Below are 15312 nucleotides of genomic sequence, written 5' to 3' on the forward strand. Positions count from 1 at the left end.
GATCATTAGCCAGGAAAAATGCTGTTATCCGACCGGATATCCCTCGTCGGGATCGGTGACTTCGCGTCCGTTGATGGTCACATCGTAACCCCTCGGATGGGACGATTTTGAGACCGAAATGAGGTATTTAGCACCTGCGCGTTCAATATCGGCGGAGAAGCCGTCCCATGTGCTTGCCAGTGCTGGACGCACGTACAAGCGGCCATCCCTCACCCTGATGCCGAGGATGCCCTCGATCACCGAGCGGTAGAGCCAACCGGCCGAGCCAGTATACCAGGTCCAACCGCCGCGCCCGCTGAGCGCGCCCTCACCGTAGACGTCAGCTGCGATGATGTAGGGTTCGACGCGATAGTGTTCCGCCGAAGCCGGATCGCGCGCATGGCTGATCGGATTGAGCAGATCGAAGCAACGGAGGGCATCATCGCCGCGGCCAAGTTCAGCCAGTGCCAGCACAACCCAGGTCGCGGCATGGGTGTATTGCCCGCCGTTTTCACGAACACCCGGCGGGTAGGCCTTGATGTAACCAGGATCCTTAGCCGAGTTTGCAAAGGGCGGCGTGAAGAGCCGGATGATCCGCGCTTCCGGATCGACCAATTTCTCCAGCACGGAATTCATCGCCTTCGCCGAGTGCGCCGGATCTCCCTCCCCTGATAGCACGCTCCAGGATTGGGCGATGGAATCGATCTGGCATTCGAGGCTTTCCTTGGAGCCAAGCAAGCTGCCGTCGTCGAACGTGCCACGCCGGTAGTGAGCGCCATCCCAGGCAACGGTCTCGAGTGCGGCCTTGAGGGTGGTCAGGTGCTGTGTCCACCGCTCGACGCGCGCCTTGTCGCCGCGTTCCTCAGCATACGCCGAGAATGAACGGAGCGCGCCCGCCAGGAACCAGCCAAGCCACACACTGGTGCCCTGTCCGCCAATACCGACGCGGTTCATGCCGTCGTTCCAGTCGCCTCCGAGGAAGAGCGGCAGGCCGTTCTTGCCTGTTCGGGCGATGGCGAGATCGAGCGCGAGGGCCGCGTGTTCGTAAACGCTCACCTTGTCTTCGGAGACTTCCGGCAGATAGAAGGAGTCGTGCTGCCCTTCGAGGAGTGCCGGCCCTTCGAGGAAAGCGAGCTGTTCGTCGAGGACGCTCTTGTCTCCCGTAACGCTGCAATAGTGATGGATCGCGTAAGCGAGCCAAACCACGTCGTCTGAAATCATCGTCCGAACGCCGGCACCAGTGCCTGGCAGCCACCAGTGCTGCACATCGCCCTCGCGGAATTGACGCGAGGCGGCGTTCAGGATCTGCTTGCGAGCAATCGACGGCTCATGGATGACGAATGCCAACGTGTCCTGCAGCTGATCGCGGAAGCCGAAGGCACCGCTTGCCTGATAGAAGGCCGTGCGCGCCATGATGCGGCAGCCGAGGCTCTGGTAGGGGAGCCACGTGTTGATCAGATTGTTCATGCCCTGATCGGGCGTGGAAACCTGCACCTTTCCGGTGAACGCCTGCCAGAACGAACGATTTGCCTGGACAACGTCGTCAAAGGCGACCTTGCGGATATCGTTGATCACCGCCCGCGCTTCCGCCTTCGTCTTGGTATCGCCGAGGAAGAAGCAGACGTCGCGCTCCTCGTCCGGTGCGATCTCGATATCGAACGCCAGAACCGCTGCCGGGTCGCCGTCGAGTTCTGTAGCGCCTGAAAGGCTAGTTCCCAAGCTCAGTGCACGCGGTGCCTGGATCGTACCTGTCTTGCCGATGAATTCCCGGCGGCTGGCGGTAAAGCTCGATGGTTTCTCGCTGGCCACAAAGAAAGCGACACGACCGGAATAGTCGATGCTGTAGTTATTGCTTGCAAACAGCGCTCCGGTTTCCGCGTCGTGTTCCGAGAGGATGAACGGTGCGGACTTTTGCGAATTGTTGCCGAGAATCCATTCGACGTAGCCGTAGATCCGCAGCTTTCTTGGCTTGGAGCCTGTATTGCGTAGCCGGATTCGCTGCAACTTGACCGGTTTCTCGCGATCGACGGTCTGCGTAACCTCGAGTGCGATCTCGTTCTGGACGCTGGAGAAGGCCGAATAGCCCAGACCATGTCGCGCTTCGAATCGTATGTCTTGGCGATCTGAGAGGTTTGCGAACGGGGTCATGACCGCGCCGCTATCTTGATCGACGACGTAGATCGCTTCACCGGCGCGGTTGATGACTGCATCATTCGACCACGACGTCAGCTGATAATCGCGGGAGTTTGCGCTCCAGGTGAACCCCGCACCTTCCGCGGAGACATGGAAGCCGAACTTTTCGTTCGAGATTACATTGATCCACGGATGCGGCGTTGCGTGGCCCCCGGGAAGGCGCACGACGTATTCGCGACCGTCGCCGGCAAAACCGCCGATGCCGTTCCAGTAGTTGAGATCGCCTTCTTCCTCGATGACCACCTTCGATGGCCGTGCGGCGCGTTTCGGGGCGCTCCGCTTGATTGACGTCCTCGTGCGATCGGCGCGCTCCAGTTCCTGCTGCTCTTCCTTGCTTGGAGAAAAGAGTGCGGCGGCACGATTGATCTGATCGATAATCTTGCCGTTCTTGGCATGGAGCGTCACGCGGGAGGCCGAGATCAGCGCGTGATACGTCGATTCTTCCATCAGATCCTTGCGGACCGTGAAGATGTGCTGGCGCAAGCCATCGGCCTGACCCAAGCGGCGGACATTCTCGGCCATCTGGTCGACGGCGTGCTGCATGTCCTGTGCGTAGGACGACGCGCGCTCGTTCATGATGACCAAGTCGGCGGTGACGCCGCGCGAGCGCAGGTATTCCTGCGCAAGCAAGGCCTCCCTGACGATTTCGAGATCCATGTCATCGTTGACGCGCAACGTGAAGATCGGGAAATCGCCTGAGATCGCAAGCGGCCAAAGCGACGACTGCGACTGCATCCCGGCCGCGACCGCGGCAGCATCGGCTCGCAAATACATATCCGGATAAACCAGGTGGCGGCCGAGGTGCTGGAAGGCTGCTGCCTGCTGCGACGTGACACCGACGTGGCGCATCTGCACCTGCGTGCGGGTCCAGGCCTGGACGAGCTCGTTGTTGAAGGCGTCGGCGTGGCGGTAGCGATCAACTGCCTGGTCCACCTCATTGCGGCTCGGGGCGGCAATGGTCCAGAAAGTGACCGTGACCTTCTTGCCGGGCGGTACGCGGACGATGCGGCGAAGCGAGAGAACCGGATCAAGGGTGAAGCCGTCCGTGCCGGAAAGGGTCGCGCCCGGATCGAAGGCAGCAGCGTTTGCGAGGCTGCGTCCCCGACCGAGGAACTTGCGGCGATCGGTTTCGAACTCCGTGTCCCGCGTCGAGCCGGAGTTGTCGACGATAAGGTGGGCAACGGCCATATTCGGCTCGTTCGGATCACGCTTGTTGCGCTCGACCCGGATGACGTCACCACGCTTGCCGATCTCCGTCTTGACGAACATCCTCGCAAATGCCGGATGGGCGTTATCGACATCGTCCGTCGCCAGAACCGGTTCGAGATACGACGTCACCTCGATGAAGCGATCTTCCGTTCCGGTGTTGACGAGCGTCAGGCGTCGAGCCTCGGCATCATGCTCGGTCGCAACGATGCATTCGACTTCGCTGGTGATATCTCCGACAGTCTTGGTGAACTCCGCCTTTTCGTCGGCGAAGAGAACCTTAGCTTGTTCGCCTTCGACACTCTTTGGCTCCGCCGTTGTCGACCACCATTCGTTGGTTGCCGTATCGCGAAGGAAGATAAAGGTGCCCCAGCGATCCTCTGTCGGGTCGGCTTTCCAGCGGGCGACCGACTGGCCGTTCCACCGCGAATAGCCGGCGCCCGTTGCGGTCAGCATCAGAGAGTAGTGGCCGTTCGAGAGGAAGACCAGCTCGCGATCGCGCGAGGCGGGGTCGTAGATCTTGCGCAGTTCAGGGCGCAAGAGATCGTCCTGGATGCTGGCTGGGGTATCGGACTCGTGCTTGCCGCTCATGACCGGAATATCCCTCGGTGCCTTCTCTTGAAGAAGGAGCTCGGCAGCCTCGATCACTGGATCCGAGTGGAATAGTTCGCGCAGATGGCCGTTGAAGGCAACGTTCGCGACCGCGGCGATCGACATGCCGTGGTGGTGAGCATAGTAGTTATAGACGACCGCGCAAGTCTTGCCTTCCGGCAGGCGCGTCGGCGTAAAGTCCACGGCGTCGTGGAAGCCGAACTTGCCGAGCGCACCGAGCTTGCGCAGACGCTGCAGGTTCTCAAGCGCCGCGTCAGGATCGTACTGGCTGGCAAGGATCGACGCATAGGGCGCGATGACTGCGTTGTGGCCGAGGCCACGCTTCAGGCCGAGCGACGGTACGCCGAAGTTGGTGTACTGGTAATTCAGGTTATGGTCGCGGGCATTGAATGCCGCTTCCGAAATACCCCACGGAATCCCCAGCTTGCGCGCATGGTTCATCTGCTCGACCACGACCAGATTGTTGGTCTGGTTGAGGATACCGCCGCCACGCTCCTGCATGACGAGCGGTGGCATGAGGTATTCGAACATCGAGCCGGACCAGGAGACAAGCGCACCGCGCGAGCCAACCGGGACGACCTGGCGGCCGAGGCGGTACCAATGTTCCGTCGGCAGATCGCCCTTGGCGATGCCGAACAGGCTGGTGAGCCGGCATTCGGACGCCAGGAGGTCGTAGCAGGCCTGATCGAGCTCGCCGCTTTCGACGCGATATCCGATCGAGAGCAGGCGCCGCTCGGGTCGGAACAGGAAGCCGAAATCCATCGAGAAGGCGAGGTCGCGGGCCTTGTCACGCAAGGCAATCAGGCGCGGACGCAACGCATCGATGTTGGACAGATCGAAGGTGCTATCTGAAATGTGGGCTTCGCAGACCTTGACCAGAGACTCAGCCCAGCGCGTGACTTCGGCGCTCAGCGCAGACTTCACCTCGTGATCGAGGTTGGCCGCGAGCTTCTGAATGTCGCGCGCCAGTACGGCCAGGTTGATGATGCGGATGGATGCGAACTCATGCTCGCGCTTTACCGCAGCCAACGCATTCTGGAAGCCGATGATGCGTTCCTCCAGGCGACGGCGCAGCGGACGGACCGTCTTGCGATCGTCCGGCAGCTCCGACAGCACTTCCGCGAGGATGCCGGCAGTATCGCCGACGCCATCGAGATTGCCCTGCATATGGGCCGAAGGCGCTTCCGCCCAGTTGCGGCAGGCAGACGAGATCGCGATCAGGTGGCCGGCGAGGTTGCCGCTGTCGACTGCGGAAACATAACGCGGTCCAAGCGTCTCCAGCGTATCCGTGTGATACCAGTTGAAGAGATGCCCGCGGAATTTCTCCATCTTGTCGATTGTTGCGATCGTCTGTTCGAGCCGCTCTATGGTTTCCTCGAAAGAGAACCAACCGAAATGGCGGCCCGAGACGACCGACAGCAGGTAGACCCCGATGTTGGTCGGCGACGTGCGCGTCGCCACGATCACGTGCGGCGTTTCCTGAACGTTGTCCGGCGGTAGATAGTTCTGCTCGGCGGTGGTGAACGTCGCGAAATAGCGCCAGGTGCGGCGCGCGATCTTGCGGAGCTCGCTGGAAACGGAATCGGCAACCTCAAGCCGGTCCTCGGTCTCGGCGGACTGGCTGACATAGTAGGCGACCAGCGGCGAGATGATCCACAGGAACGCGAAAGGAACGCCGACGAGGTAGGCGTTGTCGCCGGAGAGGGCCGCTAAACCGAGTGCGAGGAGGGCCAGCACCGGCGCGTGCCACATTGCCTTGTAGTAAGACGGGATCGTTCCCTGCTTGCCGGCCTGGACGCTGGCTGCCGTTCGCCACTGCAGCATCAGTTTGTGGCTGAAAAGCAGGCGATAGAGCGAGCGACCGATGGCATCAGCCATCATGCAAGCGGAATCGGCGATGAACACGATCCGCAAGGCTACCTGAGCGTTGGCCGCGCGAATATCGGACCAGACCGTGTAAAGGTGAGCACTGGCGACGATATCGCTGCTGCGTGGAATGATGCCGTGGATCAGCGAGAGGGTCGGAGCGACGAAAAGGCAGAAAATCAAGAGGATCTGCCAGACGAGCGCGCCGAGCGGGCTCATGAAATACCAGCCGAGCACCGAAGCGAAGAACCATGCGATCGGCGTCAAAGAGCGCCGCAGGTTATCGAACATCTTCCAGCGGCCGAGCCCGGTCACACCGTGCGTCGGGTTGAACATGTACGGCAGCAGCTGCCAGTCGCCACGCGCCCAGCGATGCTGGCGCGACGTTTCGACCTCGTAGCGGGTCGGGAAATCTTCGACGAGTTCTAGATCGGTGACGAGCGCGCACCGGGCCATCGAGCCCTCGAGCAAATCGTGGCTGAGCACCGAGTTTTCCTCGATGCGACCCTTCAAGGATCCTTCGAAGGCGTCGACATGATAGAGGCCCTTGCCGGTGAACGTGCCCTCACCTGCCAGATCCTGATAGACGTCGGAGACGGTGAAGACGTATGGGTCGAGGCCGCGGTTGATCGAGAAGACACGTTGGAAGACCGATGCATCCTTGCCTGTTGTCAGCGATGGGGTGACACGCGGCTGCAGCACGCCGTAGCCGCTTTCGACGCGACCCGTGGCCGGATTGATGACCGGACGGTTGATCGGATGGTAAAGCTTGCCAGCGAGCTTCGTGACCGTATCGCGCATGAGGCGGGTGTCGGCATCGAGCGTCATCACGTACTGAATGTTTGCCGGTACGATATTTGCACCGGGAAGGTAGGTCGTATCGCGGTCGCCGCGAAGCAGCAGGTTCAATTCGTGCAGCTTGCCGCGCTTGCGCTCCCATCCCATCCATGCGCCCTCGGATGGATTGTAAAGACGACGGCGGTGCAAGAGGTAGAAGCGTGTCTTGCCGTCGAAGGCATAGCGTGCCGAGAGGTTCGCGACCTCGCGGCGGGCATAGTCCAGAACCTCGAGATCGGCCGAGGTTTCCTCGACTTGGCTGTCCGGCCAGTCGCTGAGCAGTGCGAAGTAGATTTCGCCGCGCGGATTCGCGAGATAATGAACTTCCAGATTGCGGACCAGCTCATCGACGCTGTCGCGGTTCGAGATGAGGCAGGGAACGACCAGAAGCGTACGGGCTTCCTCGGGGATGCCCTCCTTGAACTCGTAGCCGACCAAGCGGGCCGGTGTGACGAAAAACGACAGCACAGTGTTGAAGAGACCGGTTGCTCCTTCCGAAGCCGGAAGGGAGAACATGATCAGCAGGATTGCGATCTCAAGTGGTCCCATGCCCGCATGCGCCATGAACTTCCCAACAATCGCCATGGCGATGATGGTGAGCAGGATCACCGGAACGGCGATCGATAGCCAGTTGAATCGGCGGACCGTGCGGACGAAATGCTGGGTCAGAGTTGGGCGATAGTTCGATCGCGCTTCGAGCTTGGGTCTTTGGGCGCCGGTCAGGAAGCCGCCGACGTTTGGTTCGTGCGGTTGCGGCTCGTCGGAGGCCTTCGCCTCCTCGGTCATGTCGAGCGCCAGCTGGGCGATCTCCATTTCCGAGAGCTGCGAGCGCTTGGCGAGTTTTTCGATCTGCTTGCGATACTTGTTGCGTGAGCCGGAATCGAGATCGCCGTAGTCGGAATGATCCCAGAGCAGCTTGTCGACGTGGCTGACCTGTTCAACCCAGACCGACCACTCGGTGTCGTCGATCTCGCGAAGGCTGCGAATGATGTTGCCCATGGTGACGTTGCCGGAGGACAGGCGGCTGTGCTCCGCCATCGTCGTCTCTTCGGTGTCGCGACCGAGCGCTTCAAGGCGTTCGTCCAGCCATGCGATCGCCACGCTCGACGCCTGCGAGCCATCGCGCATGCGGTAGAGGAACTGCGTCGCGAAGGTGTTGTCTTCGGCGAGCGACTCGAGCGACCTGAGATAGTCGGCCGCCTGTGCCGGCTCCGTCAGCCGCACAAGCTCATCTGCAGCCTCATTGGCGCGCCGGCGCATCCGGCGGCTGCGTTCGACGCGGATCGAAATACGGCGCAGGTTTTCAACGAGCACGTAGCGCACGAGCGATGGCAGCGCCCAGAGCTCACCGATCCTCAGCGTTTCACCCTGCTGGAAGCCATCGACAAGGGCCGTCAGGCTTTCCTGCGAAATCGTGCTTTGAGTGTGGGCAACATAAAGCCAAGCCAACGCCAGGGTGCGTGGGATCTGGACGCCGTTCACGTTGATCGTCGGCAGTTCCCGATAGAAGCGCCGCGGGAAGTCGCGACGGATCTCTTGGATCGCTTCCTCAACGATGTAGTGGTTATCGAGCAGCCATTCCGCCGCGGGGGTGATCGTTTCCCCGGATTCCACGTCCGTTGCCGTGGTGCGGTAGACCCGCAGGATCTCCTTCTCGTTTTCCTTATGCCGCGCGAAGAAATCGAAGGGCGCAAAGGCGGGCAGCGAGTCGACGCCGCGGGCGGCCACGGTGGCGGCCATCGCCTTGATGTTCTCGATGGAAAGGTAGGTCGAGCGGATCGAGTCGTTGTGGTCGATCTGCTTCGGTTCGGACTCGCGGGACGGGCTCGGAGACGTGGCGGAAATTGACATGGGTTCGGTTCTGGATCCAAGCAAAGTTATGATGATTTGCGTAGCCTTTTGCACTGCCAAATATGACTGCCGCATGAACAGCGCCGGGGTTTCTTGATCCCGGACAACACAATCAAAACGACGATCAACCGACGATGCGAATCGGTTTAAACGCGACCTGTGTGGGCTATTTGCGTTAACGGCTCCGCTGCGCCCTCCACCCTTCTGAAGCCATTCCGGGAAAGTTGGACACCATTGCGATAATTCAAGTCAAGATGTTTCAAAGGATGCGGAGCTCGCTCGGCTAATCTCGCGTGCCGACGAAAAAACCGGCGCTCAAGAGCGCCGGCTTTCAACTCCTATATTATTCGTCCTCAGGTGCGACGCACGAGGCGCATGATCAGCGAGACAACGAAAAGGATCAGGAACAGGAAGAAAAGAACCTGGGCGATGGATGCGGATGCACCTGCAATACCGCCGAAGCCCAATACGCCGGCAATGAGCGCCACTACGAGAAATACGAGTGCATAGTAAAGCATGGCGATCTCCTTTGTTTTTGCTGCTCAAATAACGGCAGGTCGCCTTATTGGTTCCGTCGGAACTTCAGGCCCGCTGGATCCGTCAACGAAAAAGGCGCGCCGAGATGGACGCGCCTTCACAAAAATCTGGGAAAAGAACGCCGCTCTAAAAGGCATGGAAGAGATAGAGCAGAATAATCACAGGGATTGGGATGCCGATCAACCAGAGTAAAATGCCTTTCATCGTCATTCTCCTTCTCACATCGAGTGTGCTAAGGGAATGAACGGGGGAACGGATGGTTCCCGAAGCGGCATCTTCAGCGCAGCAGCCGCAGCGCTCTTGCCTTATCCTAAGATGCCAAAGACGAGAGCAGCAACGAAGACAAATGCCGCCGTAACAAGCGTAGCGTGAACAACAAGCTGAATCTTGCCGCGCCTCGTGGCCGGTCGCGCGGTCTGCGCGGGACGATACTGATTTACATGAGCGTGCGAGATACCCAGATCTGCCATGTGCTGCCTCCGTTTTCTCCGCTTTTCTTTTTTGTAGATCGTATTTTCGTATTTTCTCTATCTGATAAGTAGAGATAAAATTCTGTCCTGCCAGTGCGCGATAAAAAATCTGCCTCCGGTGATCAGACGAGGGTTCGCCACGCCCAAAGCAAGGAACGGTCCTCTATTGCACCCTGGTGCGGCTTGACCGTTGCCACCTGTGTTTCCAAAAGCCGCCGATCCTTCTCCGCGGGAATGGATGTCGTGGTTGCAGCTTCTCTATCGGTCTTGGCCGGGGGGTGCAGGTATCCCATGGTCATGCCGCCGAGAAAAAACATGCCTGATCTCCATGATCACGAAAATTAACGGGCGTTAACCGGATCATGACAGAAGTAAGGCGAGTGTCAATAGTCTAGTTGAATGGTCGTGTTTTAGCTAATTGTTAACGCTGAGGCCCGGCGAGCCTCAGCAAAATCAATTCGTTAAAAGGATTGCCTTTCAGGCTTTGACGAAACCCTTGCTGGCAACCATCAAATTTCGCGTGTAGTCCTCGGTCACGGCCGCCTGCGCCAGCTGGGCCGAGGTCAGGCGCTCGACGACGGTCCCATTTCGCATCACAGCAAGGCGATCGCACATATGGGTGACGACGCCGAGATCATGGCTGACCATAACGAAGGTCAGATTGCGATCACGCCGCACTTGTTCGAGGAGGTTCAGAACCTCGGCTTGCACGGAAGCGTCAAGCGCCGAGGTCGGCTCGTCAAGCAAGAGGATGGAGGGCTCGACAATCAACGCACGGGCGATCGCAACGCGTTGGCGCTGACCGCCGGAAAGCTGGTGCGGGTAGCGGAAGCGGAAGCCGTTTCCAAGTCCGACCTCGTCGAGGGCGCGCGCGATCCGCGTGTCGCTGTCGCTGATGCCGTGGATTGCCAGCGGCTCGAGCAGGAGGCGATCGATGGTCTGGCGCGGGTGCAGGGATCCGTATGGATCCTGGAAGACCATCTGCACCTGCCTGTAAAAGGCCTTCGATCGCTTCGTGCCGACGAGCGGATCGCCATGGATCTTGATGGAACCGCTTGCTACCGGCGCCAAGCCGGCAACGGCACGGAGCAGCGTCGATTTTCCGGATCCGGATTCGCCGACCAGGCCGAATGACTCGCCGGTCTCGATATCGACGCTGACGTCCTTCAGGGCGTGGAAGTGATCATAGATCACGCTCAGCTTGTCGACAGAAAGTGCAATGCTCATGCGGCCCACTCCGGCTTGCGATCCAGAACCGGCAGGGGATGCCTGCTTTCTCCGATTTGGGGCATGCAGTTCAACAGGCCCTGCGTGTACGGGTGGCGCGCATTCTTGAGATCGGATGCCTTGAGTTCCTCGACGACCTTGCCGGCATACATAACAATGACTCGGTCGCAGAAGGACGACACAAGACGCAGATCGTGAGACACGAAGATCAGCCCCATGCCGCGCTCCGACACAAGCCGGTCCATAATCCTGAGGACGTCGAGCTGAACCGTGACATCCAGTGCGGAGGTCGGTTCGTCGGCAATCAACAGTTCCGGATCGGCGATCAGCATCATGGCGATCATGGCGCGCTGACCCATGCCGCCCGAGACCTCGTGCGGATAGAGGTCGAACACTCGCTTCGGATCGCGGATCTGCACTGCCTCCAACATCGCGAGAGCGCGGTCGCGCGCCTCCGCCTTGCCGACTTTCTCGTGCGTCCTCAGCGTTTCGCAGATCTGCCGGCCAATCGACATGACGGGATCGAGTGAATATTTCGGATCCTGCAGGACCATCGCGATGCGCTTCCCGCGCAGTTGCCGACGTTGCTTGGCGGATGTGGCGAGAAGATCGATGCCGTTGAAATCCAGCTTGTCGGCCGACACGATGCCGTGCTTCGGCGTCAGGCCCATAATGGCGCGCCCCGTCTGGGACTTGCCGGAACCAGATTCGCCGACGATGCCGAGGCGTTCCTTGCCAAGGGTGAACGAGACGCCGCGAACGGCTTCGATCACGCCCGTGCGTGTGGGATAGCTGACCTTGAGGTTTTGAACGGTGAGGAGATCGGTCATTGGCCGCTCTCCTTGGGGTCGAGCGCATCGCGCAGGCCGTCGCCGAGAAGATTGAAGCCGAGGCTGACGATGAGAATCGCAAAGCCCGGCATGGCTGCCACCCACCACTGGTCCAGGATGAAACGCCGGCCAGACGCGATCATTGCGCCCCATTCCGGAAGCGGGGGCTGCGCGCCGAGACCGAGGAAACCGAGACCGGCGGCTGTCAGGATGATGCCAGCCATATCGAGCGTCACGCGCACGATGAGCGAGGAAAGACAAAGCGGCATCACATGCCGGACCACAATCCGCAGAGGCGATGCGCCCATCAGCTTGACCGCGGAGATGTAGTCAGAGCGACGAACGGTCAGCGTTTCCGCGCGTGCAATGCGAGCGTAGGGCGGCCAAGATGTAATCGCAATCGCGATGATCGCGTTCTGGATACCGGGTCCGAGCGCCGCAACGAAGGCGAGGGCCAGAACCAGCTTGGGGAAAGCCAGGAAGATATCGGTGATGCGCATCAGCGTGGCGTCGACCCAGCCGCCAGCGTAGCCCGACACCGTACCGACGATCAGACCGATCGGCGCCGAGATGGCAGCAACGAGAACGACGACCAGCAACGTCAAGCGGGCGCCATAGACAAGGCGCGAATAGATATCACGGCCCTGGTCGTCTGTGCCAAGCCAGTAGCCCTCAGAGCCGGGCGGCAGAAGACGCGCATTCTTCAGGTCGCCAACGATAGGCGAATGGGTTGCCAGCACGTTCGCAAACGCAGCCACGAACAGGAGGGCGATGATGATCAGCAAACCGACGACGGCCAGGCGATTTGCGGTGAACTGGCGCCAGGTCACGTAGGCTCGGCCCAATCGCGCCTGTCTGCGCGACTGCGGCCGATCGGAAAGCAGCCACTCGCGGCGGCTCATCGGCGCCGATTGATTTGCGGGAACCGTCATCGGCTTCGGGTCCTAGGGTCGAGCGTCCGATAAAGAAGATCGGACAAAAGGTTGATGCCGATGAAAACCGTGCCGATGACGATGGTGCCACCGAGAACAGCGTTCATGTCGGCGTTCTGAAGGGAATTCGTGATGTAGAGCCCGATGCCCGGCCAAGAGAAAACCGTCTCTGTCAGTACCGAACCCTCGAGCAGACCGGCGTAGGAAAGCGCGATGACGGTGACGAGCGGCACGGCGGCGTTGCGCAGTGCATGGCCCCAGATCACTCGGGTCTCCGACAACCCCTTGGCGCGTGCGGCAACCACATATTCCTGGCTGAGCTCATTGAGCATGAAGCTGCGCGTCATGCGGCTGATATAGGCAAGCGAAAAGTAGCCGAGCAGCGAGGCCGGCAGAATGATGTGGCGGAAGACATCGTAGAAGACGTCCCACTGCCCCTGCATGGCGCTGTCGATCAGATAGAAGCCAGTTACCGGCGTAAAACTGTACTCGAATACGATATCGATGCGGCCCGGGAAGGCCACCCATCGCAATTGCGCGTAGAAGATCACGAGCGAGATCAGCGCAAGCCAGAAGATCGGAACGGAATAACCGATCAGACCTATGACGCGGACAACCTGGTCGGCGACGCTGCCGCGCCGAACGGCAGCCAGCACGCCGAGCGGCACGCCGATGACCGAGCCGATGATGGTCCCGAGTGTCGCGAGCTCGATCGTTGCTGGAAACACGCGCTTAATGTCGACCATGACGGGATTGGTGGTCAGGACGGAGGTCCCGAAGTCACCCGACAGGATGCTCTTCAGATAAATAAAGAACTGCTGGTAGAGCGGCAGGTCGAAACCGAGCTCGCGACGGACGCGCTCGACGACATGCGTAGGCGCGCGATCACCGAGAATGGCAAGGACGGGATCGATCGGTACGACGCGGCCGATGAAAAAGGTTACGGCCAGAAGGCCAAGATAAGTCGTGACGGCGGCGACAAGAAATCGCCCGACCGCCTTGGCAATGGGAACAGCACGGCCCCGTTTGGGCCGTGCCTCCATCTTTGTTTCAACGATGCTCAACGGATCAATCCTGCCGGATCATTCCTTGCCGACCGGGCCGACATAGTTGGTGTCGAAGCTCGGGCCGAGTTTGAAGCCCTTGAGGCTCTTGCGGGCGCCTGCCACTTCGATCTGCTGGAAGATGATCACGAAGGGGCTGTTGGCGAGGAACTTCTTCTGGATGTCCTCGTACATGGCCGCGCGCTTCGCGCCGTCACGTTCCAGCAGTGCAGCCTTCGTTTCCTTGTCGAGTTCGGGCGCTTCCCAGGTGTTGCGCCATGCGAGCGTCTTGACGGTACCGGCGTCCGAGTTGTCCGGGTTCGTGGTGAAGGTATCGGCATTCGAGTTCGGATCGAAATAGTCCGAGCCCCACTGGCCAATGTACATGTCGTGTGTACGCGCGCGGAACTTCGTCAGGGTCTGCTTGCCGTCGCCGGGGATGATTTCCATCTTGACGCCAGCCTGGGCGAGCGACTGCTGCATGGATTCGGCAATACCCGTTACCGGCTGCGTATTGCGAACGTCCATCGTCACCGAGAAGCCGTCCTTCAGGCCAGCCTTCGCCAGCAGTTCCTTGGCCTTGGCCACATCGAGCTTATACGGTTTCTCATCCAGCGCACCGAGCTGGCCTTTCGGCAGGAAGGTCTGGTGGATTTCGCCGATGCCCTTGATCAGCGTCGAACCAATCGCGTCATAGTCGACGAGGTACTTGAAGGCTTCCTGGACTTCCGGCTTCTTCAGGTTTTCGTTCTTGGAGTTCAGGCTGACGTAATAGACCGTACCCTTCGGGGCGCTAACGGTCGTCAGATCGGCGTTCTTGGCGACTGCATCGAGATCGCCGGGCTCCAGGTTGCGGGCGGTGTCGATATCGCCGGCTTCCAGCGCCAGGCGCTGCGCCGAGCTTTCCTTCATGAAGCGATAGATCACGCGATTGAGCTTCGCCTTGTCGCCGTAGTAGTTGTCATTGCGCTCCATCACGACAACTTCATTGGCGCGCCACTCGCGCAGCTTGAAAACGCCCGAGCCCGCGTAACCGGTCTTCAGCCATTCGTTACCGAAGTCGTTGTCATACTTGTAATCGGCGCTCGGCGTCACGGACTTGACGTGATCCATAACGAGCTTCTTGTCGACAACAGAGGCAACGGTTGCCGTCAGGCAGTTCAGCACGAAGCTCGGCGCATAGGGCTTGTCGACGGTAAAGACGAAGGTGTTTTCATCCGTCGCCTTCGCCTTTTCGGTGACGTTGTCGCCATTGATGCCGAACTGGGTGATGATGAAGGCGGGGCTCTTGTCGAGCTTCACGGCGCGCTCGAAGGACCATGCGACGTCGTCAGCAGTGATCGGGTTGCCGGAGGCGAACTTCAAACCGGGCTTGAGCTTGAAGGTGTAGGTCAGTCCATCATCCGATACCGTCCAGCTGTCGGCGAGGTCGCCCTTGACCTTGGACGTGTCGTTCATGTCGAGACGGACGAGCAAGCTGTAGGTGTTGCTCGTGACTTCGGCCGTCGACAGTTCGAACGCCTCACCCGGATCCATGGTGATGATGTCGTCGAAGGCAAAGCCTTCGACCAGCGTATCCTTCGGCGTTTCCGCGAAAGCGGCCGGTGCAACTGCCATCATGATCGACAGAGCAGCGCCTGCCGAAAGTTGACGGAATGTGCGGTTGAATTTGCTGACTATCATGGTTTTTGGTTCCCCTGTTTTCCATTTCAATGCAAAGCTTTAGGCG

9 protein-coding genes are annotated in these 15312 nt (G+C 60.0%); 1 reads left to right on the forward strand and 8 read right to left on the reverse strand.

Features of this window, described 5'->3' with window-relative positions; all coding sequences use genetic code 11:
- Positions 1 to 24: 24 nt before the first annotated feature.
- A complete protein-coding gene (locus AC1DPR_RS02650; RefSeq protein WP_018858924.1) occupies positions 25 to 8544 on the reverse strand; it encodes a GH36-type glycosyl hydrolase domain-containing protein in 8520 nt (2839 codons plus the stop codon).
- Between the two features lie 353 nt (positions 8545 to 8897).
- Positions 8898 to 9062 carry a DUF1328 domain-containing protein gene (locus AC1DPR_RS02655; RefSeq protein ID WP_018858923.1) on the reverse strand — a complete coding sequence of 55 codons (165 nt, stop codon included), beginning with the start codon at positions 9060 to 9062 and terminating at the stop codon, positions 8898 to 8900.
- On the opposite strand from AC1DPR_RS02655, the gene AC1DPR_RS02660 reads away from it, so the two are divergent.
- Entirely contained in the window at positions 9061 to 9273 is a 213-nt protein-coding gene (locus AC1DPR_RS02660) for a hypothetical protein (RefSeq protein ID WP_162763371.1), read from the forward strand. The two genes, AC1DPR_RS02655 and AC1DPR_RS02660, sit on opposite strands and share 2 nt — an antisense overlap.
- Before the next feature lie 400 nt (positions 9274 to 9673).
- On the opposite strand, the gene AC1DPR_RS02665 is transcribed toward AC1DPR_RS02660, so the two are convergent.
- From AC1DPR_RS02665 to AC1DPR_RS02690, 6 genes are all read right to left on the reverse strand, one after another.
- Positions 9674 to 9868, reverse strand: coding sequence for a hypothetical protein (locus tag AC1DPR_RS02665; RefSeq protein ID WP_113469668.1), 195 nt, complete (start codon positions 9866 to 9868; stop codon positions 9674 to 9676).
- A gap of 160 nt (positions 9869 to 10028) precedes the next feature.
- Positions 10029 to 10778, reverse strand: a complete 750-nt coding sequence (locus AC1DPR_RS02670) for an ABC transporter ATP-binding protein (protein WP_113469669.1) — start codon at positions 10776 to 10778, stop codon at positions 10029 to 10031.
- Positions 10775 to 11608 (reverse strand): ABC transporter ATP-binding protein, encoded by an 834-nt coding sequence (locus tag AC1DPR_RS02675; protein ID WP_018858918.1) that lies wholly within the window; start codon positions 11606 to 11608, stop codon positions 10775 to 10777. Before AC1DPR_RS02675 ends, AC1DPR_RS02670 begins: the two co-directional genes overlap by 4 nt.
- Positions 11605 to 12540, reverse strand: coding sequence for an ABC transporter permease (locus tag AC1DPR_RS02680; protein WP_018858917.1), 936 nt, complete (start codon positions 12538 to 12540; stop codon positions 11605 to 11607). The genes AC1DPR_RS02675 and AC1DPR_RS02680 overlap by 4 nt, the downstream gene beginning before the upstream one ends.
- Entirely contained in the window at positions 12537 to 13604 is a 1068-nt protein-coding gene (locus tag AC1DPR_RS02685; RefSeq protein ID WP_026372011.1) for an ABC transporter permease, read from the reverse strand. The genes AC1DPR_RS02680 and AC1DPR_RS02685 overlap by 4 nt, the downstream gene beginning before the upstream one ends.
- Before the next feature lie 18 nt (positions 13605 to 13622).
- On the reverse strand, positions 13623 to 15266 hold the full coding sequence (locus tag AC1DPR_RS02690) for an ABC transporter substrate-binding protein (RefSeq protein WP_113469670.1): 1644 nt from the start codon (positions 15264 to 15266) through the stop codon (positions 13623 to 13625).
- Between the last annotated feature and the right edge of the window lie 46 nt (positions 15267 to 15312).

The sequence above is a fragment of the Rhizobium sp. 01T417 genome, from assembly GCF_056398905.1.

What these genes read in the sequence shown, in the direction of transcription:
- AC1DPR_RS02650 (WP_018858924.1), bottom strand. Translation starts at nt 8,544, where the DNA reads ATGTCAATTTCCGCCACGTCTCCGAGCCCGTCCCGCGAGTCCGAACCG.
- AC1DPR_RS02660 (WP_162763371.1), top strand. Translation starts at nt 9,061, where the DNA reads ATGGCGATCTCCTTTGTTTTTGCTGCTCAAATAACGGCAGGTCGCCTT.
- AC1DPR_RS02655 (WP_018858923.1), bottom strand. Translation starts at nt 9,062, where the DNA reads ATGCTTTACTATGCACTCGTATTTCTCGTAGTGGCGCTCATTGCCGGC.
- AC1DPR_RS02665 (WP_113469668.1), bottom strand. Translation starts at nt 9,868, where the DNA reads ATGTTTTTTCTCGGCGGCATGACCATGGGATACCTGCACCCCCCGGCC.
- AC1DPR_RS02670 (WP_113469669.1), bottom strand. Translation starts at nt 10,778, where the DNA reads ATGAGCATTGCACTTTCTGTCGACAAGCTGAGCGTGATCTATGATCAC.
- AC1DPR_RS02675 (WP_018858918.1), bottom strand. Translation starts at nt 11,608, where the DNA reads ATGACCGATCTCCTCACCGTTCAAAACCTCAAGGTCAGCTATCCCACA.
- AC1DPR_RS02680 (WP_018858917.1), bottom strand. Translation starts at nt 12,540, where the DNA reads ATGACGGTTCCCGCAAATCAATCGGCGCCGATGAGCCGCCGCGAGTGG.
- AC1DPR_RS02690 (WP_113469670.1), bottom strand. Translation starts at nt 15,266, where the DNA reads ATGATAGTCAGCAAATTCAACCGCACATTCCGTCAACTTTCGGCAGGC.